The organism is Streptomyces sp. NPDC090022 (genome assembly GCF_044748145.1).
Lineage (GTDB): Bacteria > Actinomycetota > Actinomycetes > Streptomycetales > Streptomycetaceae > Streptomyces.
This window is the reverse complement of sequence record NZ_JBIVFN010000001.1, coordinates 588732-612499: the sequence shown is the minus strand read 5'-3', so window position 1 is coordinate 612499 and position 23768 is coordinate 588732. Positions and strand designations below refer to the sequence as shown.

Genomic DNA, 23768 nt, shown 5'->3' with positions numbered 1-23768 from the left:
GAGACGGCGGCGGCCGTCCCCCGGGCGCTCAGCCCAGGACGCGGACGGGGGAGCCGTCGAGGAACGCCACGATGTCCTCGACGGCTTCGCCGTAGTACGTCGCGTAGTTGCCGCGGGTGACGTAGCCGAGGTGCGGGGTGGCCAGCAGGCGGGGCGCGCTGCGCATCGGATGGTCACCGGGCAGCGGCTCGGCGTCGAAGACGTCGATGCCGGCGCCCGCGATCGTGCCCGCGTGCAGGGCTTCGAGCAGCGCCCGCTGGTCGACGATGGCCGCGCGCGAGGTGTTGACCAGGTAGCCGGTCGGCTTCATACGGGCCAGTTCGCGGCGGCCGATCAGGCCGCGGGTGCGGTCGCCGAGGGCGAGGTGCACCGAGACGAAGTCGCTGGACTCCAGCAGTTCGCCCTTCGAGCCGGCCAGGCCCACGCCGACCTCGTCGGCCCGCTCCTTCGTGAGGTTCCGGCTCCAGGCGACGACGTCCATCCCGAACGCCAGGCCGACCCGGGCGACCCGGCTGCCGATCTTGCCCAGGCCCAGCAGGCCCAGGCGGCTGCCGTGCAGGTCGGCGCCGAGCGTGCTCTGCCAGGGGCCGTAGGAGCGCACGGCGGCGTTCTCCGGGACGATGCCGCGGGCGAGGCCCAGCAGCAGGGCCCAGGTGAGTTCGACGGGCGGGGTGGACGAACTCGCCGTACCGCACACGACGACGCCGCACCGGCGGGCGGCCGCGTAGTCGATGACCGAGTTGCGCATGCCGCTGGCGACCAGCAGCTTCAGCCGGGGCAGCCGGTCGAACAGGGTGGCGGGGAAGGGCACCCGTTCGCGGAGGGTGACGACGATGTCGAAGTCGGCCAGGCGGGCGGCCAGCCACTCCTCGTGCGCGAGGTGGTCGGAGAAGACCACCGTCTCCACCCGGCCCTCGAGCGGGGACCAGTCGGCGAGGGTGGTCGCGGCCTCCTGGTAGTCGTCGAGGATCGCGCAGCGCAGCGGTCCCTTCATCGGCCGGCCCGCTCGCGCCGCGCCCCGGCGGTCTGTGCCAGCTGCGCGATGTCGGCCAGCAGGTCGGCGTCGAGCGGGCGGTCCGCGACGGCCGCGTTGGCCCGTACCTGCTCGGCGGAGGTGGCGCCGGCGATCACCGACGCGCAGCCGGGATGGGCGCCGAGCCAGCCGATGGCCAGCTCCAGCAGGCTGCGGCCGTGCTCGTCGGCGAGCGCGGCCAGCGCCTCGACGGTGTCCAGGCGCTCCTCGGTCAGGTAGGAGTCGCGCCCTTCGAGCCGGGAACCGGCCGGGACCGGAGCGCCGCGCCGGATCTTGCCGGTCAGCAGGCCGTTGGCGAGCGGGAAGTAGGGCAGCACCCCGACTCCGTAGTGCACGGCGGCCGGGACCAGCTCCTGCTCCACGCCGCGCTCCAGCAGCGACCACTGGTTCTGCGCCGAGACGAAGGGGGTGGCGCCCGTCTCGCGGGCGACGTGGGCCGCTTCGGCGAGCTGCCAGCCGCTGAAGTTGGAGTGGCCGATGTAACGGACCTTGCCCTCGGCGACCAGCTCGGTCAGCGCGGCCAGGGTCTCCACGATCGGGGTGCCGGGGTCGGGGCTGTGCAGCTGGTAGAGGTCGATGTGATCGGTGCCCAGGCGGCGCAGCGACGCCTCGACGGCACGCCGGACGTAGGCGCGCCCGCCGCGGGATCCGGCGGCGGGTCCGTACTCCATGTCCGTGCCCGCGTAACCGAACTTGGTGGCGAGGACCACCTGGTCGCGGCGGCCCTTGAGGGCCTGCCCGAGGTGTTCCTCGGAGCCGCCGCGGTTGCCGTAGATGTCGGCGGTGTCGAAGAAGGTGATGCCCGCGTCGAGGGCGGCGTCGACGACGGTACGGGTGGCCCGGGCGTCGAGGCGGCCGCCGAAGTTGTTGCAGCCGAGGCCGACGGCGGACACGCGCAGACCTGAACTGCCGAGGGGGAGATGGCGCACGGGGTTCGTTCCTCCAGTGGCGACGTGTGGGGTGTACATGATCGCTGCCGGGGCCAGGCCCTGTCGTCGGAATTTGGCCCCGGCGCCAGGACGTCCGCCCGCGCACGGCTCGGGCGGGCGCCCGGGTCACGCGCCGGCGCAGCTCCGGGTCGGTGAGCCGGGCCAGCGCCGCGTCGAGCCCGCCGATGAGCACGTCGCGCAGGGCCCCGACCCCGAGGAGGGCGGCCGCCTCGTGGCAGGAGGCACGGCGGCGGGCGTACGCCCCGTCCGCCAGGTCGTGGTGCACGCGGGTGTCGATGACCAGCAGCCGCAGACCCGCCGCCGCGCAGTCGAACGGGATGGGCCGGACCTCGTGCGTGCGGGTGTCCAGGTGCAGGGCGTGCCCGTCGATGGCGCAGGCCGAAGCCATCTGGTCCATGATCCCGCAGGGCACGCCGACGTAGCCGTTCTCGGCCCGGCGGGCCAGGCGCGCCAGTTCGGTGCGGTCGAGGGCCGGCCCGTACAGGTCGTCGACGGCGAGCGCGGTGGCGACCTCCAGGGCGGCGGAGGAGGACAGTCCGGCGCCCACCGGTACCTCGGAGCGCACGTGCAGGTCCAGGCCGCCGGCGGCCAGGCCCGCTTCCCGCAGCGCCCACACCACGCCGGCCGGGTACGCGGCCCAGCTGTCGGCGCCCCGGGGCGGGCGCGCCGGGTCGAGACCGGCGGCGCCCAGGGTGACCACGCCCGAGGGACGGTCGGCGGAGTGCAGCCGCAGCAGGCCGTCGGTGCGCCGGGAGACGGCGGCGTACGTGCACTGCGGGAGGGCGAAGGGGAGGGCGAAGCCGTCGTTGTCGTCGGTGTGTTCGCCGATGAGGTTGACCCGCCCGGGGGCGGCCCACACGCCCTCGGGAGGGCTCCCGTACAGCGCCCGGAACTCCTCGGCGGTCCGCGCCGCCGGATCCGTCAGCCCGGTCATCGGGTCGCCACCTCCCGCAGCCGCGCGGCCGCGTCCTCGGGCCGGACGCCGTTGCTCGTTCGCTTCACTTCGTTCCCACTCTCCGGTCGCCGGTGGCGGTCTCGACCCCGGCTCCGGCGACAGTGCGCCGCGGGGCTCGACGCGAACGGGGCCGGGCCCATATGATCAAGATCAGCGGCATCGCGTGTCGGTCACCGGCCGGGTGAGGCATGGAGGTGACCGCGAGATGCCCTTCGGAGGCATTGACTCATGGCAGTCGAGCTCAACCACACCATCATTCACTCCCGTGACAACCGGGAATCCGCCGCCTTCCTGGCGCACATCCTCGCTCTCGAGGTCGGGCCCGCGTGGGGCCCGTTCGTCCCCGTCGACACCAGCAACGGCGTCACCCTGGACTTCGCGACCGTTCCGGCGGAGTCCATCGTGATGCAGCACTACGCGTTCCTGGTCTCCGACGAGGAGTTCGACGCGGCGTTCGCGCGTCTGAAGGCGCGCGGGGTCACGTACTACGCCGATCCGCACCTGAAGCAGCCGAACGAGATCAACCACCACCACGGCGGCCGGGGCGTGTACTTCCTGGACCCGTCCGGCCACGGCATGGAGATCATCACCCGCCCTTACACGTTCGAGTAGCCGGGCGCCGGTACGGGTCAGCGGCCCTGATCGCCTTCCGCGACGGCGCCCACCACCATCGGGATGTCGGCGGCCGACCGGCCGCCGGCACCGATGTCCGCGACGATGCAGGTGATGTTGTCGGGTCCGCCGGCGCGCAGGGCGAGCTGGATCAGGGCCCCCACGGTCTCGTAGGGCCCGAGGTGGGCGGCGAGGGTATCGGTCATGGTCTGGTGGGAGACCACGCCGGACAGTCCGTCGGAGCAGACCAGGTAGCGGTCGCCGACGCGGACCTCGCGGACGGTGAGGTCGGGCTCGGCCTGCTCGACGCTGCCGAGCGCGCGCATGAGCAGGGAGCGCTCCGGGTGGGTGGTGGCCTCCTCCTCGGTGATCCGGCCCTCGTCGACGAGGCGCTGCACCCAGGTGTGGTCCTGGGTGATCTGCGTCAGGACGCCGTCGCGCAGCAGGTACGCGCGGGAGTCGCCGACGTGCGCCAGGCCCAGGCGCAGGCCGGTCCACAACAGGGCGGTGAGCGTGGTGGTCATGCCGTCGAGCCGCGGGTCCTCCTCGATCAGGGCGCGCAGCTGGTCGTTGGCCCGCTGCACGGCGTGGGCGAGCGAGGTGAGCAGGTCGGAGCCGGGGACGTCGTCGTCGAGCTGGACGACGGAGACGATGGCCTCGGCGCTGGCGACCGCGCCTGCCTCCGCCGCACCCGCGCCGTCGGCGACGGCCAGCAGCCGGGGGCCGGCGTAGCCGGAGTCCTCGTTCCCCTCGCGGAGCAGGCCTTTGTGCGATCCGGCGGCGAACTCCATCGTGAGGGAGCCCGTCGTGGGCGGCACCGTCGGCCGGGGCGGGATGACCTGCCGGGGGTGCGGCGCGAGCGCGGGGGCCGGCCGGACAGTCGCCGGGCTGTGGGCCGGCCGCGGGCTCGGGGGCGCGAGCAGGGCCCATTCCAGCGCGTCGCGCATCGCGGCGGCGCTGCCGAACCGGCCGTACCAGGCGTCATCCAGCACGCCGGCGAGCCCGTCGGGGATCCGGTAGGGGATCCCGGCCGGGACGGCCGGGGGCGGTCCCGCGCGGTCCGGCGGGCGGGCATCGCCGGTGAGCAGCTGGTGGGCGCAGGCGGCCACCTTGCGCAGGTCGTCCGCGCGGGCGGCCGGCGAGGGGAGGCCCGTGCGGCAGTCGACGACCTTCACGTGCCCGGCCACGACCCGGATCCGCCCGGGATCGAGGTACCAGTCGGCCAGCCCGTTGCGATGGGCCTCGTCGAGCGCTCCGAGGATGTCCGAGCAGGCGCGTACCGTCCGTCCGAGGTCGCGCGGGCCGGAGCACCAGCTGTCGAGCGCGACCCCTTCGAGCCCCTGGGTGACGGCGTAGGGGCAGCGCACGCCCCGGACCTCGGTCTCACCGAGGTCCAGTACGACGGCGAGCGAGGGATGCGCCAGCCGGGCCCGGGCACGCTGCATCGCGGCGAAGGCCTCCCGCCGGGCGGGGTCGGCGGCGGTCTCGGGGCGCATGATCCGGATGCCGACCAGCCGGTCGAGCAGGACATCCCGCGCGGCCAGGGTGGTGGCGTCCTCGTCGGCGAACAGAGTCCCGTCGAGCGGGCGGTAGCGGTGGGCGATCAGCTGTTCGGCGGGGCGCGGCGGTACGTGTGCCCGGTTGCGGAACAGGGGCAGCCGGCCCGCGGTGTTGCGGACCCGTGCCTGCGGCTCCGGCCACGAGCGGGCCCGCAGGGCCCCGGCGAGCAGGGTGTAGAGATCGTCGAGGCGGAGCAGCTCGGGACCGTCGGGGATGCCGCGCTCCAGCAGGGAGATCAGCTCTCCGGTGAAGGCCGTGTTGCGGGCTCCGGGCGGGGCGAGGGCCTGGGAGGACTCGCTCGCCGAGGCGATCAGGTACGTGCCCGCGGCTTCCGCTCCGTTGGCCAGTTCCGCGGTGGCGTGGGCGGCGCCCATCGACCCCAGGGCGCGGCCGCCGTAACAGCAGTCGAGGACGACGAGGACCCGTTCGGCGCGGCTGCGCAGCAGCTCGCGGCGGACCCAGTCGTACGGCATGACCGTGTCGACCTCGCCGGGGCGGGTGCCGGGCAGCGCGAGCCACAGGTCACCGCGGTCGGGGTCGACCAGTCCGTGGCCCGCGAAGTACACCACCAGGGTGTCGGTGGCCGCCTCGACGGCGTGCCGCAGCGGCGCGATGGCGGCCGAACCGCCGGCCGGGTCGTGGACGAGGTGGCAGCGCTCGGCGGGCAGCCCCCACACCGCGGGGTCCCGCAACTGGTCGCGGAGGTCGGCCAGGTTGGTCCGTACGGCGGGGAGCCCGGGCAGGTGGTCGTACGCGCTGACGCCGATGAGTACCGCGCTCGACCGCTGGGGGTCGGCGGGCGGGCCGGACACCCTCATGCCCCGGCGTCGCCGTCCGCCGCGGTGGGTGCCGAGGGAGGTGCCGAGGGAGGTGCCGAGGTGGGCGGTGAGGCCGGCGGTGAGGCGGGATCGTCCTGGGCTGCGCGGCGGGCGTCGCCGGTCAGGGCTTCGAGCAGCCGGGCCGCGGTCTCGGGGTCCTGCCCGTCCAGGGTCACCGTCACGCCCTCGTGCTCGAAGGTGACGGCGGGCGGCCGGGGACGCGTGCCGCGCCAGGTGAACCAGGCCAGGGCGAGGCCGGCCAGCTGGACGCCGGACTCCACGGCCAGCAGGACGTACTCCGGCGCCGAGCCCATCGTCCCGGGAGCGGGCGCGGCTGCGCCCCACTCCACGTGTGCGTGGCGCCGTACGCGGTCGTCGTCCCGCAACCACTGGTGCAGCGAACGCAGTTCTCTCTCGGTCTCCAAGGGTGCGGACTGCGATCTGGCGATCGTGATGCGCATACGGCGACTCCCCCGGTTGTCGGACCTGCCCACACCTTGGCACAACAGGCACCGGACCGGGGGCCGTTCGGGCCCTCTCACCTGGTGCCGGGCCGGCTCACCGGCAGCTCACCGGCGGGCCGCCGGCGGGAGGTGGACGATGTACGGCGCGCCCGTCGTAGGGTGCGGGCCGATCCGGGTGCGCACGGCCCACACCTCGGCCAGGAGGTCCTCGGTCAGCACCTCCCAGGGCGTGCCGTGGGCGGCGATCCGGCCCTGGTGCAGCACGTAGAGCCGGTCGCAGAAGGAGGCGGCCAGATTGAGGTCGTGCAGCACCAGCAGGCCGGTGGCGGGCAGGGAGCGGACCAGGGCCAGGATCTCCAGCTGGTAGCGGATGTCCAGGTGGTTCGTCGGCTCGTCCAGGGCCAGCAGGCCCGGGTCCTGGACCAGGGCCCGGGCCACCAGGGCCCGTTGCCGCTCGCCGCCGGAGAGCGCGTCGAAACGCCTCCCGTCCAGGTGGTCGGCGCCGACCGTCCGCAGGGCCTCGGCGACGCGTACGCCGTCGTCCCTGCCGTCCGTCTCCCAGAACCGTTTGTGCGGGCTGCGGCCCATCGCGACGACCTCTCGGACCGTCAGCCCGAGGGTGCCGCCGGCGTCCTGCGGGACGACCGCCACCCGCCGGGCCCGCTCCTTGACGGTGAGCGCGGCGGCGTCCGCTCCGTCCAGCAGCACCCGGCCGGACGTGGGCCGCAGGGCGCCGTAGACACAGCGCAGGAGTGTGGTCTTGCCGCTGCCGTTGGGGCCGACCACGCCGACCGTCTCGCCGGGGCGTGCGGCGAGGTCGGCGCCGTGCAGCAGGGTGTGGCCGTCCGTCTCGTACCGGACGGCGTCCAGGCGCAGTTCCACGGGTTTCATCCGGTGATCCCCTCCACCCGGGTGGACCGCCGCAGCAGCCACAGGAAGAACGGTCCGCCGGCCAGCGCGGTGACCACCCCGACGGGTATCTCCTCGGGGGCGGCGGCGGTACGGGCGACCAGGTCGGCCAGGGTCAGGAACACCGCACCGCCGAGCGCGGCCACCGGCAGCAGCGCCCGGTGCCCGGCGCCGACCAGCATGCGCGCGGCGTGCGGAATCATCAGGCCCACGAAGCCGATCGCCCCGCTGTAGGCCACCAGCACCCCGATGACCAGCGAGGTGAGGACGAACACGGCGGCCCGGAAGCGCCCGGTGTCCAGGCCCAGGGTCCGCGCACCCTCCTCGCCGGCCAGCAGCAGGTCCAGCGGCCGGGCGAGCGCGAGCAGCAGGCCGGTGCCGAAGGCCAGGGCGGCGGCGGGCAGGGCCAGTTCGTCCCAGCGGGCCCCGCCGAGTCCGCCCAGCGTCCAGAACAGCACCGACCGGACCTGGTCGGCCTCGGCGGCGAGCACCAGCACCAGGCTGGTCAGGGCCGACAGGATGTACTGGACGGCGACCCCGGCCAGGATCAGTCGGCCGGTGGTCATGGTGCCGCCGCGCCGGGCCATCGCGTACACGGCGACGAGCGCGCCCATCGCCCCGGCGAACGCGGCGAACGGCAGACTCAGGCTGGTGGCCACGCCCGCGCCGACGCCGAGCACGAGGACCAGGACCGCCCCGGCGGAGGCCCCCGAGGAGGCGCCGAGCAGGAACGGGTCGGCGAGCTGGTTGCGTACGAGGGCCTGCAGTACGGTGCCGGACACCGCGAGCCCGGCGCCGACGACGGCCCCGAGCAGGACGCGTGGCATCCGCACGTCCCACACGATGGAGGCGAAGGCTCCGGTGCGTTCCCCGCCGAGCACGATGTCGAGCACCCGGCCGGGAGCGATCCGGACCGGCCCGAGGGCCAGCCCGGCCACGGCGGAGGCGGCGAGCGCGGCCGTGAGCAGGACGAGCACGAGGGCGAGGGGGGTGCGCGCCCTCACGCGGCGTCGGGGTGCAGGCCGCCGGCCAGGGACTCGACGGCGTCGGCGACGCGGACGCCGAGGACGGCCGAGGACAGCGGCAGTACCACGAACTTCTTGTCACGGATCGCGGGAACCTGCGCGAGGGCCGGGTCGTTCAGCAGGCGCTGCTTCTTGGCCTCGACGCTCGTGCCGCCGTAGTCGTAGATGAGGACGACCTCGGGCTTGCGTGCGATGACCTGCTCCCAGGACACGTCGCCGAAGGTGTCCTTGAGGTCGGCGAACACGTTCGTGCCGCCGGCCAGGGAGACGATCTCGTTGCCGATGCCCTGGCCGCCGGAGGTGGAGGCGGCGCCCTCGCCGGAGTCGTACACGAAGACGGCGGGCCGGGGCTTGTCCTTGACCCGGGCGGTGACGGCGTCGATGCGGCGCTGTTCGTCCTCGATCAGGCGGGCGCCGCGCTCGGGGACGCCGAAGGTGCGGGCGACCTCGGTGATCTCGGTCTTGAGCTGGGCGAGTCCTACGGGTCCGTCGGTGCAGTACTCCACGTTCAGGCGGGTGTTGATCCCGCTCTTCTGCAGGCCCTCGCGGTCGCGGCCCTGTGCCTTGTCGAACGCGCTGCGGTAGCCGCCGTAGACGAAGTCGGGCTCGGCGCCCAGCAGCAGCTCCTTCGAGGGGTACTCCTTCGCGAGCACCTTGATCTTCCCGTAGGCGCCCTGGTAGCGGGGCAGGACCGCGTCGTCGAGGTAGGCGGTGGCGGCGATGCGGTCCTCGAGGCCGAGGGCGAGGAGGAGTTCGGTGGCGTGCTGGTTCATGGTGACGGTACGTCGGGGCGGGGCCGTGAAGGTCGTGCTCACGCCGCAGTTGGTGACGGTGTACGGGAATCCGTCCGCCGGGGCCGCCGGGGCCGCCGAGGCGGGGCCGTCGCCGGCGGGGGCTCCCGCGCACGCGGTCAGGGGTATCAGGAGCGCGAGGGGCGCGAGCGTACGCAGTGCGGCACGGCGGGCGCGGGCGCGGGACAGCGGCATGGCGAAGCCTCTCCGGGGGATCCTCGTCCCCTGGTCGACGTGAGGAGGCGGTGCGTCAGTGTCTGACTCCCGGAACCCGTCGGGATCCGGTCACAGTGGCGGGACCGCACCGGAATCGCACCGGTTTCCTGTCCTGCACCGCCTGGGGTGACGCAGCCCAGTCTGCCAGACGCCTCCGCGGGCCCGGCGGCCCTCTTGACCCAGCTGGTCCAGACCAATAGTTTCCGGGGTGCACAGCGCACGTCCATTGCCCGCATCCGCAAAGGAAGCCCATGCGCCGCAGCATGCTCGGCAGGCTGGCCGTCGCCGCCGCCTGCTCCTTCTCCCTGCTGGCCGCGTTCGCGCCCGCCGCCGGCGCCGCCGCCGACAGCGGCCCCGACCGGGACCGCGACCACGGCCGCTCGTACAAGCGCGTCGGATACTTCACCCAATGGGGCGTCTACGGACGGGACTTCCAGGTCCAGGACCTCGACACCAACGGCACCGCCGGCAAGCTCACCCACATCAACTACGCCTTCGGGAACGTCGGCCCGGACGGCAGGTGCTTCACCGGCAACGTGCCGGGCGAGGCCGACGCCTGGGCCGACTACGTCCGTCCGCTGGCCGCGGCCGACTCCGTCGACGGAGTGGCCGACGACGCCCAGCAGCCGCTCGCCGGGAACTTCAACCAGCTGCGTGAGCTCAAGGCCAAGCACCCTGGTCTGAAGGTGCTCATCTCGCTGGGCGGCTGGAGCTGGTCCACCCACTTCTCGGACGCCGCCCGCACCCCCGCCTCGCGCAAGGCGTTCGTCTCGTCCTGCATCGACCTGTACATCAAGGGCAACCTGCCGCAGGACGGCGCCCGGGGCGGCGCGGGCGCGGCCGCCGGGCTCTTCGACGGCATCGACCTCGACTGGGAGTGGCCGGGGTCGGCCGGGGACACGGACACCACGTACCGGCCGGAGGACAAGCGGAACTTCACCGAGCTGGTACGGGAGTTCCGCACCCAGCTGGATGCGTACGGACGCGCCCAGAAGCGGAGGTACGAGCTGAGCGCCTTCGTGCCGACCGCCCCCGCCAAGATCGACGCGGGCTTCGAGGTCCGCCGGATCATGCGCGACCTGGACTTCGTCACGCTCCAGGGGTACGACTTCCACGTCTCCGGGGAGCCGAGGACCGCCCAGCAGTCCGCCCTGTACGCCCGGGACGACTTCAGCGTGGACGGCACCGTCGAGGCCTGGCAGCGGCGGGGCGCGCCCGCGCACAAGCTGGTGATGGGCATGCCCTTCTACGGGCAGGGCTGGACCGGGGTCAGCGGCGGCGGGGACGGCATGGGGCAGCCCGCGACCGGCCCCGCGCCGGCCACCTGGGCGGCCGGGTACGAGGACTACAAGGCGCTGCGGAAGCTGGCGGACTCGGGCGCGTACACGGTGCACCGGGACCGGCGCGGCGGACACGCCTGGCTGTTCGACGGCACCACCCTGTGGACGTACGACGACCCGCAGGTGCTGCGGGCGAAGTCGGCGTACGTACGGGAACACGGGCTGGGCGGCGCGATGTTCTGGTCGCTGGACGGGGACACCGCGGACGGCGAGCTGATGACGGCCGTGGACCGCGGCCTGCGGGGGCGCTGACCCCCTTCCGATCGGACACCGCCGGGCCGCCGACACTGCTCCGGCCCGGCGGTGTTCCCTTTCCGGGGACGGCTCGCGCGGTGCGTGGCGGGCCCGCGATCCGGGGCCGGTCCGAGCCCCCGATCGCGGTTGTCCGGGGTGGCAGCCCCCGCCGCCTGACCGCCACCGCCCGAGCCGGAGCCGGAGCCGCGGCCAGGGACCAGCCAACGGATTTCGGCCACGGATCTGTTGCTTGGCTGAAACCAGTGCAATGCTGTGACTGCGGTGACTTCTCCGACCCCCGAGGAGAGGTCCGAGGCCGCCGCCCGGGCACCCCCGGCCCGGGCGCGGCCGCCGCGCCCCGCTCCCTCCCGGCTCCCCACGGGAGGGTCCCCCTTGGCAGGCCGCCCGGTCCCTCCGGGCGCCCGGACCGTCACGGCCCGGGCACCGTGGCCGTGCGATGGGCGGTGGCGAGTGCCGAGGTCGCCGTGAAGGCGGGGACGTGGCCCGTGCCGCCGCGGGCACCGACCGAGAGAGACGCGGCCGCCATGCCGTAGGCGACGGCGTCCCCGAGGGAGTCCCCCAGCGCGAGACGGGCCGTCGTCGTGCCCATGAAGCAGTCACCGGCCCCGGTCGCGTCGACCGGAGCGGGGTTCGCCGGGACGGGCAGGGACGTGACCGTCGCACCGTCGTGCAGGAGCAGCGCGTCGGCACCGGTGGTGACGGCGACGGCCCGGGCGCCCAGGCGGCGGCAGCGGTCGGCGGCGGCGCGCGGATCGGCGGTGCCGACCAGGGCGAGGGCGTCCGCCGGGCAGGAGGTCTTCAGCAGACCGGCCAGCGGGGCGATCCGGGCCAGCAGGGCCCGGGCCGCCGCGCGGTCGGTGAGCCGGGGACGGAAGTTGAGGTCGTAGCTGAGGTGTCCCCCGGCGCGGTGCACGGCCTCGGCGGCGGCGACGACCGCATCCCGGCTGCTGGGCGAGAGCGCGCCGGTGATGCCGCTGGTGATGAGTGCCGTGGAGCGGGTGAGGAGGTGGTGCCAGGACGCGATGTGGTCGGGAGAGAGGGTGGAACCGGCGCTGTGGGCGCGCCAGTAGACGAACTCCCGCTCGCCCCGGGTGTCGGCGCACAGCAGGTAGGCCCCGTTGGGACGTGGGGCGCGGTGGACGTGGGTGATGTCGACGCCGAGACCGGCGGCTCGCTCCAGCAACGGGACGCTGAGCTCGTCGTCGCCGACGACGGCGAGGAGCGCGGTCCGCGCCCCGGCGGCGACGGCGGCGGCCGCCGCGTTCAGGGCGTCACCGGAGTAGGCGATCCGGGCGGCGGTCCCGTCGGCGGCGTCCCGCAGGGCGGCGTCGGCATGGATCTCGACCAGCACCTCGCCGAGGACGAGGACGTCGTAGGCGGGAGCGAGGGGGGTGGGAGCGGCGGGGGTGGGGGCGACGGGGGCGGGAGCGACGGGGGCGGCAGCGGGGCGGGGCACGGGGGCCGGGGGCGTGGTCATCGGCGTGGAGCGCATGCGGGGCAGGCACAGGGCAGGGACAGGTCGGTGAAGACGGCGGCCAGTTCGGCCGGGTCGGCGGGGAGGCCGGCGCCGATGCCGACGGCGGCGGCTCCGGCCGCGAGCCATTCGTGGATCTCGGCGGGCCGGATCCCGCCGGTGGGGATGATCAGTGCCTCGGGGAGCACGGCCTTGAGGGAGCGGATGAACCGTGGGCCGCCGACGTGTGCCGGGAAGACCTTGGCGGAGCCGCCGCGGCGCGCGGCGGCGGCGATCTCGCCGGGCGTGAAGCCTCCTTCGACGAACACCGCGCCACGCCGGTCGGCGACCTCCCGGACCTCGGGCGCCGGGTGCGGCGAGACGAGGAAGCCGGCCCCGGCGTCCAGGGCGGCCTCGGCCTGCGCGGCGGCGGTGACCGTGCCGACGCCGATGAGGGCCGGGCGGCCGTGACGGTCGGCCAGCGACACGGTGCGGGCAACGGCGCCGTCCCAGCCGGGGGTCGACGTGGTGAGTTCCACGGCGCGGCAGCCGGCGGCCAGCAGCGCGGTGGTCCTGGTGACGGCGCCGTCCGCGTCGGCGTCACGCAGGACAGGCAGCAGCCGCTGGGCGGCCAGCACCGCGTACGGGTGACAGGACACCAGATCCCCCTCCCTTGTGTTCCACGTAGTGGAACTGGGTATCTTGTACCGGAACTTGCTGTCGCAGACGATACCCACCAAGGGAGATCACGAGTCAATGGACGACGCCTCCCGCACACCCCGGACCGGCGGTCGCGGCCGCACCTCGGCGGCCGGCACGGCGCTGGAGAAGTCGATGCGCGTCCTGGAGGCGGTGGCCGCGCCGGGCGGCCCGCACCGGCTCACCGAGGTGACGGCCGCCGCCGCGGTCCCCAAGTCGAGCACGCACAGGATCCTGGGCGCCCTCGTCGAGCAGGGCTTCGCAACCGTCGAGGGCGGCAGCCGCTATGGCGCCGGCCCGCGGCTGCGCGCCCTCGCGGCGCAGGTGGCGGGGGCCGAACCGGCCGGTGTGGATGCCGTCCTGGAGCGGTTGCAGCGGGCCACCGGTCAGACCGTGCACCTCGCGCTGCACAGCGGCGAGAGCATCACCTACATCCGCAAGCTGGAGGGCGACCAGCCGTTCCGGACCGCGTCGCGCATCGGTATGCGGATGCCGCTGCACTCGACCGCGATCGGCAAGAGCGTCCTGGCGCGGCTGCCCGCCGCGGAGGTGTCGCAGCTGATCGAGGCGGCCGGACTGGCGCCCCGGACCGCGCGGACCCTGACCACCCCCGCGGCGCTGGAGGCGGACCTGGCCCTGGCACGCGAGCGCGGGTTCGCGCTGGACGACGAGGAGAACGAGCCGGCCATCCGCTGCATCGGCGCCGCGGTCGTGGACGCTCGATGCCGCCCGGTCGGCGGCGTGAGCGTCACCACCGTCACCTTCCTCGTCACCCGCGAGCAGATCGAGGCATACGCCCCGGCCCTGCGCGCGGCCGCGGAGGCACTGGCGCCCCTGCTGTGAAGACCGGCGCGGGAAACCAGCGCGGAATCCGTCGCAAGAAAGTGTTATCCCACCCGCCCTCGACGGTCTCCCAGGTATTGGGCATCATCGACCGGCCGGCACGGACAGGGAACATCACATGAGTACACAGCACACGGCGGAGCTCGTCAGCGCGGCTCGCGCGGGTGATCCGCGCGCCCAGGACGAGCTCGTGGCGTCGCACCTGCCGCTCGTCTACAACATCGTGGGGCGGGCCCTGAACGGCTCGGTCGACGTCGACGACGTGGTCCAGGACACGATGCTGCGGGCGCTCGACGGCCTGGGCTCGCTGCGCTCCGACGAGAGCTTCCGCTCCTGGCTGGTGGCGATAGCGATGAACCGCGTCCGCGCGCACTGGCAGGCCCCGCGCCCCTACGCCGAGGGCGGCCTGGACGAGGCCGGGGACGTCGCGGACCCCGGTGCCGACTTCGTGGACCTGACCGTCGTCAAGCTGCAGCTGGCCGGCCAGCGGCGCGAGACGGCCCGCGCCACGCGCTGGCTGGAGCCGGACGACCGGGCGCTGCTGTCGCTGTGGTGGCTGGAGTGCGCCGGGGAGCTCACCCGCGCGGAGGTCGCCCGGGCGCTGGAACTGCCGCAGCAGCACACGGCCGTGCGGGTGCAGCGGATGAAGGCTCAGCTGGAGGCGGCGCGCGTGGTGGAGCGGGCGCTGGAGGCGAACCCGCCGTGCGACATCCTGCGCGGGGTGCTGATGACCTGGGACGGGCGGCCGTCGGCGCTGTGGCGCAAGCGGATCGCCCGGCACGCGCGCGAGTGCGTGCGCTGCTCGGGCCTGTGGAGCGGGCTGATGCCGGCGGAGGGTCTGCTGGCGGGCCTGGCGCTGGTACCGGTCGGGGCGGCGCTGCTGGCGGGCGTACGCGCCGGCGCCGGTCTGGCCCCGGCCGGGGCGGCGTACGCGGCCGGGCCGGCCGCGGGTTCCCACGACGCTCCCGGGTACGGCGCTCCGGGCGCCCCCGGGACTCCCGGCGCCCCCGGCTTCGCGGACGCCGCGACCCAGATCAGCCCGGCCGTGACCGGGGCGACGCCGAGCGGATCGGCGGGCACGGCGGCGGAGGGTGGGCGGGCTGCCGCCCGGGACCGGCACCGCGCCGGTGAGGACGCCGGCGGCCGCGGGGCGCTGCGCAAGCGGCGCCAGAACCGGCGCCGCGTGATCGGCGGCGCGGTGGTCGCCGCCTGTGTCGCGGGCGGCGGGCTCGTCTACCTGGCCACCCGGCCCGGCTCCGGCGCGACCGAGGCCGGCGGGGGCGCCACCACGGCCACCCCGCTCGCGGCGCTGTCCGCGCCCGACACGGCGAGCGCCCCGGCCTCCCCCTCTCCGTCCCCCTCCGCCTCGGCGTCCGCCTCGCCCTCGCCGTCGGCCTCCGCGTCGCCGAGCGCGTCGGCGTCCGCCGCCCCGAGCCCGAGCCGCACCGCGAGCCAGGCCCCGAAGCCGGCCGCGCCCGCCCCGGCTCCCGCCCCGCAGGGCGCGGCCGCCGAGGTGATCGCCCTGGTCAACAAGGAGCGGGCGGCCGCCGGCTGCGGGCCGCTGAAGGACGACGCGCAGCTGCGGGCGGCGGCCCAGGGCCACTCCGACGACATGGCCGCCCGGAACTTCTTCGACCACACCAGCCCCGACGGCGCCGACCCCGGTAAGCGCACCACGGCCGCCGGCTACCGCTGGTCGACGTACGGGGAGAACATCGCGCGCGGGCAGCAGACCGCGCAGCAGGTGATGACGTCCTGGATGAACAGCTCGGGGCACCGCGCGAACATCCTCAACTGCTCGTTCAAGGACATCGGCGTCGGTATCCACAAGGGTGCGGGCGGCCCGTGGTGGACGCAGAACTTCGGCGCCCGGTAACCGGCGCCCGGTGGCGGCGGGACGGCGGTCCCCGCTGCGGCTCCGGATGCTTCAAAATGAGGGCAGGATAGCTGCTGGAGCCGAAAGAGCAGTTCAGAGCGGGTGGAGCGAGGTGCATGACGAAGAAGGACCTCCGTCCGCACCAGCGTGAGGCCGTCGACGCCGTGGTGCGGGCGCTGGAGCTGCCGGCGGGCGGGCGGGTCCCGGAGGCCGGACTGCGCACCCAGGTGATCATGGCGACCGGGTCGGGCAAGTCCCTGGTCGCGGTGCGCGCCGCCGAGGCGCTGCGGGCGGGGAGGGTGCTGGTCCTGGTGCCCTCCCTGGACCTGCTCGTGCAGACCATCGCGGCCTGGCGCGAGGGCGGGCGGGCCGGGCGGGCGGTCGCGGTGTGCTCGCTGCGGGGCGCGGAGGCCGGGATCCCGACCACCACCTCCCCGGCCGAACTGGCCCGCTGGTGCGGGCCGGTGGAGCGGGTGACGGTCTTCGCGACGTACGCCTCGCTGGGCCTGGGGACCATCGAGCGCGGCCATCTGGCCGGGCTGCCGGGCTGGGACCTGATCGTGGTCGACGAGGCGCACCGCACGTCGGGCCGGATCGGCAAACCGTGGGCCGTGGTCCACGACAACGCCCGGATCCCGGCGGTGCGCCGGCTGTACATGACGGCCACGCCCCGGGTGTGGCGCGACCCCGAGGGCGACACGGAGACCGGGACCGGGACCGAGGCCGAGGCCGAGGCCGGAACCGGAGCCGAGGCCGGGACCGGGGCCGGCTCCGAGGGCGGCGGGAGACACGGCAGGGCGCCCGGCGAGCTGGTCGCCTCCATGGAGGACGACCCGGCCGGGCCGTTCGGCGCCCGCTGCTACACCCTGTCGCTGTCGGAGGCCATCGACCGGGGCATCTGCGCGCCCTACCAGGTGGTGTGCGTGGACGTCACCGACCCGGGCTTCCAGGCGGCGGTGCTGCTGGGCCGGGACGGGCGTTCGGACGCGGTCCGCGGCGCCCGGCTCGCCGCGCTCCAGGCGGCCCTGGTGAAGGCCGCCGCCGAGCAGGGCTTCCGGCGGACGCTGGTCTTCCACCATCTGACCAAGGAGGCCGAGGCGTTCGCCGCGGGTCTGCCCGCGGTCGCGGCACGGCTGCGCCTGGCCGGCCGGACCCCGCACCCGGTGTATCCGCGCACCGTGTGGGCGGACTGGCTGTCGGGGCAGCACACGGCTGCCCACCGGCGGCGGGTGCTGGACGCGTTCGCGGCCGACCGGATCGCCGACAAGGCCTTCCTCGGCAGCGTCCGGGTGCTCGGTGAGGGCGTGGACACCAAGGAGTGCGACTCCGTCTACTGGGCGGACGTCCGCGGTTCGATGCCGGATCTGGTGCAGGCGGTGGGGCGGGCGCTGCGGATCCGGCCCGGCGAGGGCAAGATCGCCTCCCTGGTGGTGCCGGTCCTGCTGGGTCCGGGCGAGACGCCGCAGACGATGCTGACCTCACGGGCGTACGGCAGCCTGGCGCGCCTGCTGGAGGCCCTGCGGGCGCACGACACGCGGATCGTGGAGACGCTGGCCCAGCCGCAGGCGCCGGGCACCAAGCCGGGGGCCGGGCCGGCCGCCGCGGGCGTGAGCGCCGGTGCCCAGGGCCTGCTCAGCTTCTCCACCCCGCGCGATCCGGCGCTGCTGGCGGCGTTCATCCGGCTGCGTGTGCTCAACCCGGAGAGCGCGCACTGGCGGCGCGGGGTCGAGGCCGCCCGGATCTACGCCGCCACGGCCGGCGATCTGAAGGTGCCGTTCGGGTTCAAGGTGCCGGCGGGCGGCGTACGCACGAGCGACATGCCCGCGAGCGAGGCACCGGCGGGCGGCGTACGCGCGAGCGCGGTGACCGCGAGCGAGGCACCGGCGGGCGAGGTGCCCGCGGCCGGCGCCGGCTGGCCGGCGGCGCTGGCCCGCTTCCCGCTCGGACAGTGGATCGCCGACGCCCGGCGCGCCCACCGCCAGGGCACCTTGAGCACCGCCCGGGTGGCGCAGCTGGACGCCCTGGGCATGGTGTGGAGCCACTTCGACGTGGCGTTCGAGGAGGGGCTGGCGGCCGCACGCGCCTGGGCGGCCGAGCACGGGCACCTGCTGGCGCCGGTGGACGCGACCTGGAACGGCGCCCCGGTCGGGGTCTGGCTGAAGAACCAGCGGGCCGCCGCCCGTCGGCGGGGTCCCGGGGCGCTGCCGGCCGAGCGCCGCGGGGCCCTGGACGACATCGATCCGGCCTGGTGCCCGGCGTGGGAGATCTCCTGGCAGCGCGCGTTCCACCTCACCCGGGTGCATCTGGACGCGGGGGGCCGGATCCCGGCCGGGCCGGGCGAGGTGGTCGTCCAGGGCGAGGACCTGGGCACGTGGGTCCGTACCCAGCGGCTGACCTGGGAGCGGCTGGCCTGGTCCCAGCGCTGGCTGCTGGAGCACGTGCTCGGGCTGGCCCCGGCAGCCGCCGACGAGCGGCCGCGGCCGCGCCGCAGCCATGCGCGGGCGTGGGCGGAGAACCTGGCCGCGGCCCGCCAGTTCCACGCCCGCGAACACCATCTGCGGGTGCCGCGCGGCCACGTCGAGGTGCTCGGCGGGCAGCCGGTCCGGCTCGGGGCGTGGATTGCCAACCAGCGTGCGCGGGCGGCGGGCCTGGACCCGGAGCGCTACGAGGCCCTGGACGCCCTCGGGATGCGCTGGTCCGCCCCCTCCGTCAGTGGTGGAAGCCGGAGCGGGACCCGGTGACCGGCGACGGCGGCGGGGGTGCGGCCGTGAGGTACTCCACGGCCCGGCGCACGTCGGCGGCGAGCAGTTCGATCTGGTCGCGGGTGACGCCGTGGCGGATCAGGACGCGCTGGATGACGGTCTCCTGGCGGTCGGGCGGCAGCGGGTAGGAGGGGACCTGCCAGCCGCGCATGCGCAGCCGGTCGGAGAGGTCGTAGAGGGTGAACGGCGTGGCGTCGGGGTCGGTCAGGGTGTAGGAGACGGCGGGGAGGGCGCCCTGGCCGTCGTAGAGCAGGGTGAAGGGGCCCATGTCCGCGATCTTCTCGGCGAGGTACCGGGCGGTGTCGGCGCAGGCCTGCTGCACCCGCCGGTAGCCGCCGCGGCCCAGGCGCAGGAAGAGGTAGTACTGGGCGATGACCTCGCCGCCGGGGCGGGAGAAGTTCAGCGCGAACGTCGGCATGTCGCCGCCGAGGTAGTCCACGTGGAAGACCAGCTCCTCGGGCAGGTGCTCGGCGGAGCGCCAGACGATCCAGCCGACCCCGAGCGGGGCCAGACCGTACTTGTGGCCGGAGGAGTTGACGGACACGACCCGGGGCAGCCGGAAGTCCCAGACCACGTCCGTGTGGAGGAAGGGGGCCACGAAGCCGCCGCTGGCCGCGTCGACGTGGACGGGGACGTCCCAGCCGTGTTCGGCCTCGATCGCGTCGAGGGCGGCGGCGATCTCGGCGATGGGCTCGTAGTCGCAGGTGTAGGTGACGCCGAGGATCGCGACGACGCCGATGGTGTTCTCGTCGACGTACTCGGCCAGCTGGTGGGGGCGCATGCCGGTGGCGCCCGGCTCGAGCGGGATCTGGCGGAGCTCGACGTCGAAGTAGCGGGCGAACTTGTCCCAGCAGATCTGTACGGGTCCGCAGACCAGGTTGGGCTTGTCGGTGGGCAGTCCGGCGGCCCGGCGGCGGGCCCGCCAGCGCCATTTGAGGGCGAGGCCGCCGAGCATGGCGGCCTCGCTGGAGCCGGTGGTGGAGCATCCGGTGGCGTCGCCCGCCGGGGCGTGCCAGAGGTCGGCGAGGATGTTGACGCAGCGTGCCTCGATCTCGGCGGTCTGCGGGTACTCGTCCTTGTCGATCATGTTCTTGTCGAGGCACTCGTTCATCAGCTTGTGCACGCCGTCGTCGGACCAGGTGGTGCAGAAGGTGGCGAGGTTCTGGGCGGCGTTGCCGTCGAGGAGCAGTTCGTCGTGGAGCAGCGAGTAGACGACCTCGGTGGGCGCGTGGTCGTCGGGCATCCGGTACTTGGGGAGGACCTGGCCGCTGAGGGCGGAGGTGAACACGTCGGTGTCCGCGTCGAGGGCGCTGCCGCCCTTCGTCTCATGAAGAGGCATATCGGGACTATAGGGGACATAAGCTGCCGAATCCGGCTCCGCCTTCCCGGCGACCCGACCCCGCCCCGGCGCACCTTCCGGCCGAGTCCGGGGTGTGAGCACCCTCATACACCCCCGATGGCGGCGAAGATTCTCCGGTCACGTAGGCTTACGGCGAAAGATCTTCCCGTCCGGGCCACTGGAGCCGGTCCGGACGGGAAGATCAGCAAACTTGTTCTAGGGGAAACATATCCAGAGATGTCCGGATAGCGGTCGCCGGTCGGCACCGCCCTGATACCTCTTCCGCCATGAACAAGATCACTCGCCGACGGGCGCTGGGCGCCGGTGTCGGCGCCGTCACCGCCCTCGGTATCACCGGGACCGTCGTCGCCAGTGCCGCCACCACCCCGGCCCCCATATCCACCGGCCCCGGCACCGGCTCTCTCGACGAGGTCTACCAGGGCCGCCGGATCCAGATCAGCCCCGCCGCCGGCGGCGGTGGCCACCACGGAGGGCAGCACGGCGGTCACCACGGCCCCGGTTCGCCCACCGTCCGCATCGACGGCCGCGAACTGCACGTGATGCGCAACGCCGACGGCAGCTGGATCAGTGTGGTGAACCACTACGAGACCTACCCGGACCTGCCCGCGCTCGCCCGCGCCGCGGTCCGTGAGCTCCAGGGCGCCACGCTGCTCCCGTTCGGCGGTGCGGCATGACCGTACGCAAGAACCAGGCGCAGCTGACCGCCGAGGAGAAGCGCGCCTTCACCGCGGCGCTGCTGGAGCTCAAGCGCACCGGCGTCTACGACCGGTTCGTCACCACGCACAACGGCTTCATCATGGGCGACACCGACTCCGGCGAGCGGGTCGGCCACCGCTCCCCCTCGTTCCTCCCCTGGCACCGGCGTTTCCTGATCGAGTTCGAGCAGGAGCTGCAGAAAGTGGATCAGAAGGTCGCCCTGCCCTACTGGGACTGGACGGCGGACCGCACCCCCCGCTCCTCCCTCTGGGCCGCCGACTTCCTCGGCGGCACCGGGCGCGCCCGCGACGGACAGGTGATGGACGGGCAGTTCGCGTACGCGACGGGCAAGTGGAACGTCGGCGTACGGGTGGACGGACGCGCCTACCTGCGCCGGGCGCTGGGCGCGGGCGTCGCGCAGCTGCCGACGAAGGCCGAGGTGGACGCGGTGCTCGCCATGCCCGTCTACGACATGGCGCCGTGGAACAGCTCCTCGGGCGGTTTCCGCAACCACCTGGAGGGCTGGCGCGGGGCCAACCTGCACAACCGGGTGCACGTGTGGGTCGGCGGGCAGATGGCCACCGGCGTCTCCCCCAACGACCCGGTGTTCTGGATGCACCACGCCTACGTCGACAAGCTGTGGGCCGACTGGCAGGCGCGCCACCCGCAGGCGACGTACCTGCCGGCGGCGGGCACCCCGGACGTGGTGGACCTGCACGACGTGATGCGGCCGTGGAACGACGTGACCCCGGCCGACATGCTGGACCACCGGAAGTACTACACGTTCGACGCCGAACCGGCCGCCGCCAGCCAGCGGTAGTGCAGTTCGGGGCGGCCGACCTGGCCGTACCGGGGGGTCCGGTCCGCGCGGCCGGTGTCCACCAGATGCTCCAGGTAGCGGCGGGCGGTGATCCGCGAGATCCCGGCCGCCTCGGCCGCCCCCGCCGCCGTCAGCCCCTCCGGCGCCGACCGCAGCAGGGCGGCGACCCGGTCGAGGGTGGGGGCGCTGAGCCCCTTGGGGAGTTCGGCGGGGCGGGGCGGGCGCAGGGCGGCCAGCGCCCGGTCCACGTCGTCCTGGCCCACCGCCTCCCCCGCGGTCGCCCGGAAGTCGGCGTACCGCAGCAGCCGTTCGCGCAGGGTGGGGAAGGCGAACGGCTTCAGCACGTACTGCACGACGCCGAGCGAGACGCTCTCGCGGACGACCGCGAGGTCGCGTGCCGAGGTCACCACGATCACGTCGACGGGGTGGCCGGCTGCCCGCAGGCCGCGGGCGAAGCGCAGCCCGTTCCCGTCGGGCAGGCCGAGGTCCAGGAGCAGCAGGTCGACCCGGGTCCGGTCCAGGACGCGGGTGGCCTCGGCGAGGGAGTGGACGGCGGCGACGGCGGTGAAGCCGGGCACCCGGCCGACGTACAGGGCGTGCGCGTCGGCGGCGACGGGGTCGTCCTCGACGACCAGGACGCGCACCTCGGCGCCGTCGGCGCTCATGCGCCCCCCTCGCTCCGCAGCGGCAGCCGTACGGTGAACTCGGCGCCCCCGCCGGGCGCGTCGCCCGCGTGGACGCTGCCCCCGTGCCGGTGGGCGGCCTGGCGCACGAGCGCGAGGCCCAGCCCCCGCCCCTCGCCCTTGCCGGACCAGCCGCGCAGGAACACGTCGGCGCCGGCCGGCAGCCCAGGCCCGTTGTCGGCGACCTTGAGCAGCAGGTCCGGCCCGTCGGGCCGGGCCGTCACCGTGATCCGCGCGCCCCGCACGCCCGTGAGGGCGTCCACGGCGTTGTCGATGAGGTTGCCGAGCACGGTGACCAGGTCCCGCGCCGGCGGGGTGCTGCCGCGGCCGGCGTCGAGACCACGGCTGTCGGGGCTGACCACCAGCTCGACGCCGCGCTCGTGGGCCTGGGCGGCCTTGCCGAGCAGCAGCGCCGCGAGCACCGGCTCGCCCACGGCGGCCACCACCTGGTCGGCCAGGGCCTGGGCGAGCTCCAGTTCGGCGGTGGCGAAGTCCACGGCCTCCTGCGCCCGGCCCAGTTCGATGAGCGAGACCACCGTGTGCAGCCGGTTGGCCGCCTCGTGGGCCTGGGAGCGCAGCGCCTGCGTGAAGCCGCGCTCGTGGTCCAGCTCACCGGTCAGCGCCTGGAGGTCGGTGTGGTCGCGCAGGGTGACCACCGTGCCGCGGCGGCCACCGCCCGCCACGGGTGAGCTGTTGACGACCACGACGCGGTCGGCGGTCAGGTGCACCTCGTCGACCCGGGGCCGGTCGGCGAGCAGGGCGCCGGTCAGCGGGGCCGGCAGACCGAGGTCGGCGACGCCCTTGCCGCGTACCTCGCCGGCCGGCAGGCCGAGCAGCTCGCGGCCGGCGTCGTTGATCAAGGTGATGCGGCGCTGGCCGTCGAGCATCAGGAGCCCCTCGCGCACCGCGTGCAGCGCGGCCTGGTGGTAGTCGTACATCCGGCTGAGCTCGCCGGCGTTCATCCCGTGGGTGTGCCGGCGCAGCCGCGCGTTGACCACGTACGTGCCGATGCCGCCCAGGGCCAGTGCGCCGGCGGCGACCCAGAGCAGCGCGGCCAGCTGCCCGGCCAGCCGGTCGCTGATGGCGCGCACGGTGATCCCGGCGCTGACCAGCCCGACGATGCGGCCGTCGCTCTCGTGCAGCGGGGTCACGACGCGGATGGAGGGGCCGAGCGTGCCGGTGTAGGTCTCGCTGAACGTCTCGCCGCGCAGGGCGCGGGCGGTGTTGCCGAGGTAGCGCTCGCCGATCCGGCGCGGGTCGGGGTGGGTCCAGCGGCGCCCGTCCGGAGCCATGATCGTCACGAAGTCGACGCCGGAGTCCAGACGGACGCGTTCGGCGTACGGCTGGAGCGCCTCGGAGGGGCGCGGGGTACCGGCGGCGTCGCGGACGGACGGGGAGTCGGCGACCGTCCGGGCGACGGCACCCGCCTGGCGCTGGGCCGCCTCCTCGGCCTGGCGGCGGGCGGTCGCGTACGCGAAGACCGCGCATCCGGCGACCACGACCGCGACCAGGACCACCTGCATGGCGAAGAGCTGGCCGGCGAGACTGCGCGGACGAGGGAAGCGGAGCATGGCGCTCAGTGTGCACCGGTGTGTGAACTCAATGAACGCAAGGGTGACCGGGGTCACAGGCGTGGGGGATGGTCTCC

19 protein-coding genes, 1 pseudogene and 1 riboswitch are annotated in these 23768 nt (G+C 74.7%); of the genes and pseudogenes, 7 read left to right on the top strand and 13 right to left on the bottom strand.

What is annotated here, in order from left to right:
- Positions 1-28: 28 nt before the first annotated feature.
- The 3 genes and pseudogenes from ACIPXB_RS02730 to ACIPXB_RS02720 all read right to left on the bottom strand — a co-directional run.
- Positions 29-994 (bottom strand): D-2-hydroxyacid dehydrogenase family protein, encoded by a 966-nt coding sequence (locus ACIPXB_RS02730; RefSeq protein WP_401444405.1) that lies wholly within the window; start codon positions 992-994, stop codon positions 29-31.
- On the bottom strand, positions 991-1962 hold the full coding sequence (locus ACIPXB_RS02725; protein WP_401443600.1) for an aldo/keto reductase: 972 nt from the start codon (positions 1960-1962) through the stop codon (positions 991-993). Before ACIPXB_RS02725 ends, ACIPXB_RS02730 begins: the two co-directional genes overlap by 4 nt.
- Positions 1963-2368: 406 nt before the next feature.
- Positions 2369-2917, bottom strand: a pseudogene (locus ACIPXB_RS02720) (galactokinase); the annotation flags it as partial.
- Positions 2918-3166: 249 nt separating this feature from the next.
- On the opposite strand from ACIPXB_RS02720, the gene ACIPXB_RS02715 reads away from it, so the two are divergent.
- Positions 3167-3550 (top strand): VOC family protein, encoded by a 384-nt coding sequence (locus tag ACIPXB_RS02715; protein WP_401443598.1) that lies wholly within the window; start codon positions 3167-3169, stop codon positions 3548-3550.
- 17 nt (positions 3551-3567) lie between these two features.
- Here the strand turns inward: ACIPXB_RS02715 and ACIPXB_RS02710 are convergent, their stop codons facing one another.
- The 5 genes from ACIPXB_RS02710 to ACIPXB_RS02690 all read right to left on the bottom strand — a co-directional run bounded on the left by ACIPXB_RS02710 (position 3568) and on the right by ACIPXB_RS02690 (position 9312).
- Entirely contained in the window at positions 3568-5928 is a 2361-nt protein-coding gene (locus ACIPXB_RS02710; protein WP_401443595.1) for a protein phosphatase 2C domain-containing protein, read from the bottom strand.
- Positions 5925-6389 carry a hypothetical protein gene (locus tag ACIPXB_RS02705; RefSeq protein WP_401443592.1) on the bottom strand — a complete coding sequence of 155 codons (465 nt, stop codon included), beginning with the start codon at positions 6387-6389 and terminating at the stop codon, positions 5925-5927. The genes ACIPXB_RS02710 and ACIPXB_RS02705 overlap by 4 nt, the downstream gene beginning before the upstream one ends.
- 108 nt (positions 6390-6497) lie before the next feature.
- Positions 6498-7283, bottom strand: coding sequence for an ABC transporter ATP-binding protein (locus tag ACIPXB_RS02700; protein ID WP_401443590.1), 786 nt, complete (start codon positions 7281-7283; stop codon positions 6498-6500).
- Positions 7280-8305, bottom strand: coding sequence for a FecCD family ABC transporter permease (locus ACIPXB_RS02695; RefSeq protein ID WP_401443587.1), 1026 nt, complete (start codon positions 8303-8305; stop codon positions 7280-7282). The genes ACIPXB_RS02700 and ACIPXB_RS02695 overlap by 4 nt, the downstream gene beginning before the upstream one ends.
- A complete protein-coding gene (locus ACIPXB_RS02690; RefSeq protein ID WP_401443583.1) occupies positions 8302-9312 on the bottom strand; it encodes an ABC transporter substrate-binding protein in 1011 nt (336 codons plus the stop codon). Before ACIPXB_RS02690 ends, ACIPXB_RS02695 begins: the two co-directional genes overlap by 4 nt.
- A gap of 35 nt (positions 9313-9347) precedes the next feature.
- Positions 9348-9483: riboswitch (cobalamin riboswitch) on the bottom strand.
- A gap of 101 nt (positions 9484-9584) precedes the next feature.
- Between ACIPXB_RS02690 and ACIPXB_RS02685 the strand changes: the two genes are divergently transcribed.
- Positions 9585-10925 carry a glycoside hydrolase family 18 protein gene (locus ACIPXB_RS02685; RefSeq protein WP_401443581.1) on the top strand — a complete coding sequence of 447 codons (1341 nt, stop codon included), beginning with the start codon at positions 9585-9587 and terminating at the stop codon, positions 10923-10925.
- Between the two features lie 412 nt (positions 10926-11337).
- On the opposite strand, the gene ACIPXB_RS02680 is transcribed toward ACIPXB_RS02685, so the two are convergent.
- A complete protein-coding gene (locus ACIPXB_RS02680) occupies positions 11338-12405 on the bottom strand; it encodes a PfkB family carbohydrate kinase (protein WP_401443579.1) in 1068 nt (355 codons plus the stop codon).
- On the bottom strand, positions 12402-13040 hold the full coding sequence (locus tag ACIPXB_RS02675) for a bifunctional 4-hydroxy-2-oxoglutarate aldolase/2-dehydro-3-deoxy-phosphogluconate aldolase (protein WP_401443576.1): 639 nt from the start codon (positions 13038-13040) through the stop codon (positions 12402-12404). Before ACIPXB_RS02675 ends, ACIPXB_RS02680 begins: the two co-directional genes overlap by 4 nt.
- 97 nt (positions 13041-13137) lie before the next feature.
- Here ACIPXB_RS02675 and ACIPXB_RS02670 point away from each other — a divergent pair, with 97 nt between their 5' ends.
- The 3 genes from ACIPXB_RS02670 to ACIPXB_RS02660 all read left to right on the top strand — a co-directional run bounded on the left by ACIPXB_RS02670 (position 13138) and on the right by ACIPXB_RS02660 (position 18540).
- Positions 13138-13923 (top strand): IclR family transcriptional regulator, encoded by a 786-nt coding sequence (locus ACIPXB_RS02670; RefSeq protein WP_401443574.1) that lies wholly within the window; start codon positions 13138-13140, stop codon positions 13921-13923.
- A 118-nt stretch (positions 13924-14041) separates the two neighbouring features.
- Complete coding sequence (locus tag ACIPXB_RS02665) at positions 14042-15799, top strand: sigma-70 family RNA polymerase sigma factor (protein ID WP_401443572.1); 1758 nt, start codon at positions 14042-14044, stop codon at positions 15797-15799.
- Positions 15800-15915: 116 nt separating this feature from the next.
- Positions 15916-18540: a Helicase associated domain protein gene (locus ACIPXB_RS02660; protein WP_401443570.1), complete on the top strand. Its 2625-nt coding sequence runs from the start codon at positions 15916-15918 to the stop codon at positions 18538-18540.
- On the opposite strand, the gene ACIPXB_RS02655 is transcribed toward ACIPXB_RS02660, so the two are convergent.
- A complete protein-coding gene (locus ACIPXB_RS02655; RefSeq protein WP_401443567.1) occupies positions 18509-19900 on the bottom strand; it encodes a glutamate decarboxylase in 1392 nt (463 codons plus the stop codon). The genes ACIPXB_RS02660 and ACIPXB_RS02655 overlap by 32 nt on opposite strands.
- A 287-nt stretch (positions 19901-20187) precedes the next feature.
- Here ACIPXB_RS02655 and ACIPXB_RS02650 point away from each other — a divergent pair, with 287 nt between their 5' ends.
- Both ACIPXB_RS02650 and ACIPXB_RS02645 read left to right on the top strand, forming a co-directional pair.
- Positions 20188-20595 carry a tyrosinase cofactor gene (locus tag ACIPXB_RS02650; protein ID WP_401443565.1) on the top strand — a complete coding sequence of 136 codons (408 nt, stop codon included), beginning with the start codon at positions 20188-20190 and terminating at the stop codon, positions 20593-20595.
- The gene (locus ACIPXB_RS02645; RefSeq protein ID WP_401443563.1) at positions 20592-21437 is read left to right on the top strand and encodes a tyrosinase family protein; all 846 of its coding nucleotides are present in this window, start codon (positions 20592-20594) and stop codon (positions 21435-21437) included. Before ACIPXB_RS02650 ends, ACIPXB_RS02645 begins: the two co-directional genes overlap by 4 nt.
- Here ACIPXB_RS02645 and ACIPXB_RS02640 read toward each other — a convergent pair.
- Entirely contained in the window at positions 21395-22102 is a 708-nt protein-coding gene (locus ACIPXB_RS02640; protein WP_401443560.1) for a response regulator, read from the bottom strand. The two genes, ACIPXB_RS02645 and ACIPXB_RS02640, sit on opposite strands and share 43 nt — an antisense overlap.
- The gene (locus tag ACIPXB_RS02635) at positions 22099-23691 is read right to left on the bottom strand and encodes an ATP-binding protein (protein WP_401443558.1); all 1593 of its coding nucleotides are present in this window, start codon (positions 23689-23691) and stop codon (positions 22099-22101) included. The genes ACIPXB_RS02640 and ACIPXB_RS02635 overlap by 4 nt, the downstream gene beginning before the upstream one ends.
- Positions 23692-23768 lie beyond the last annotated feature (77 nt).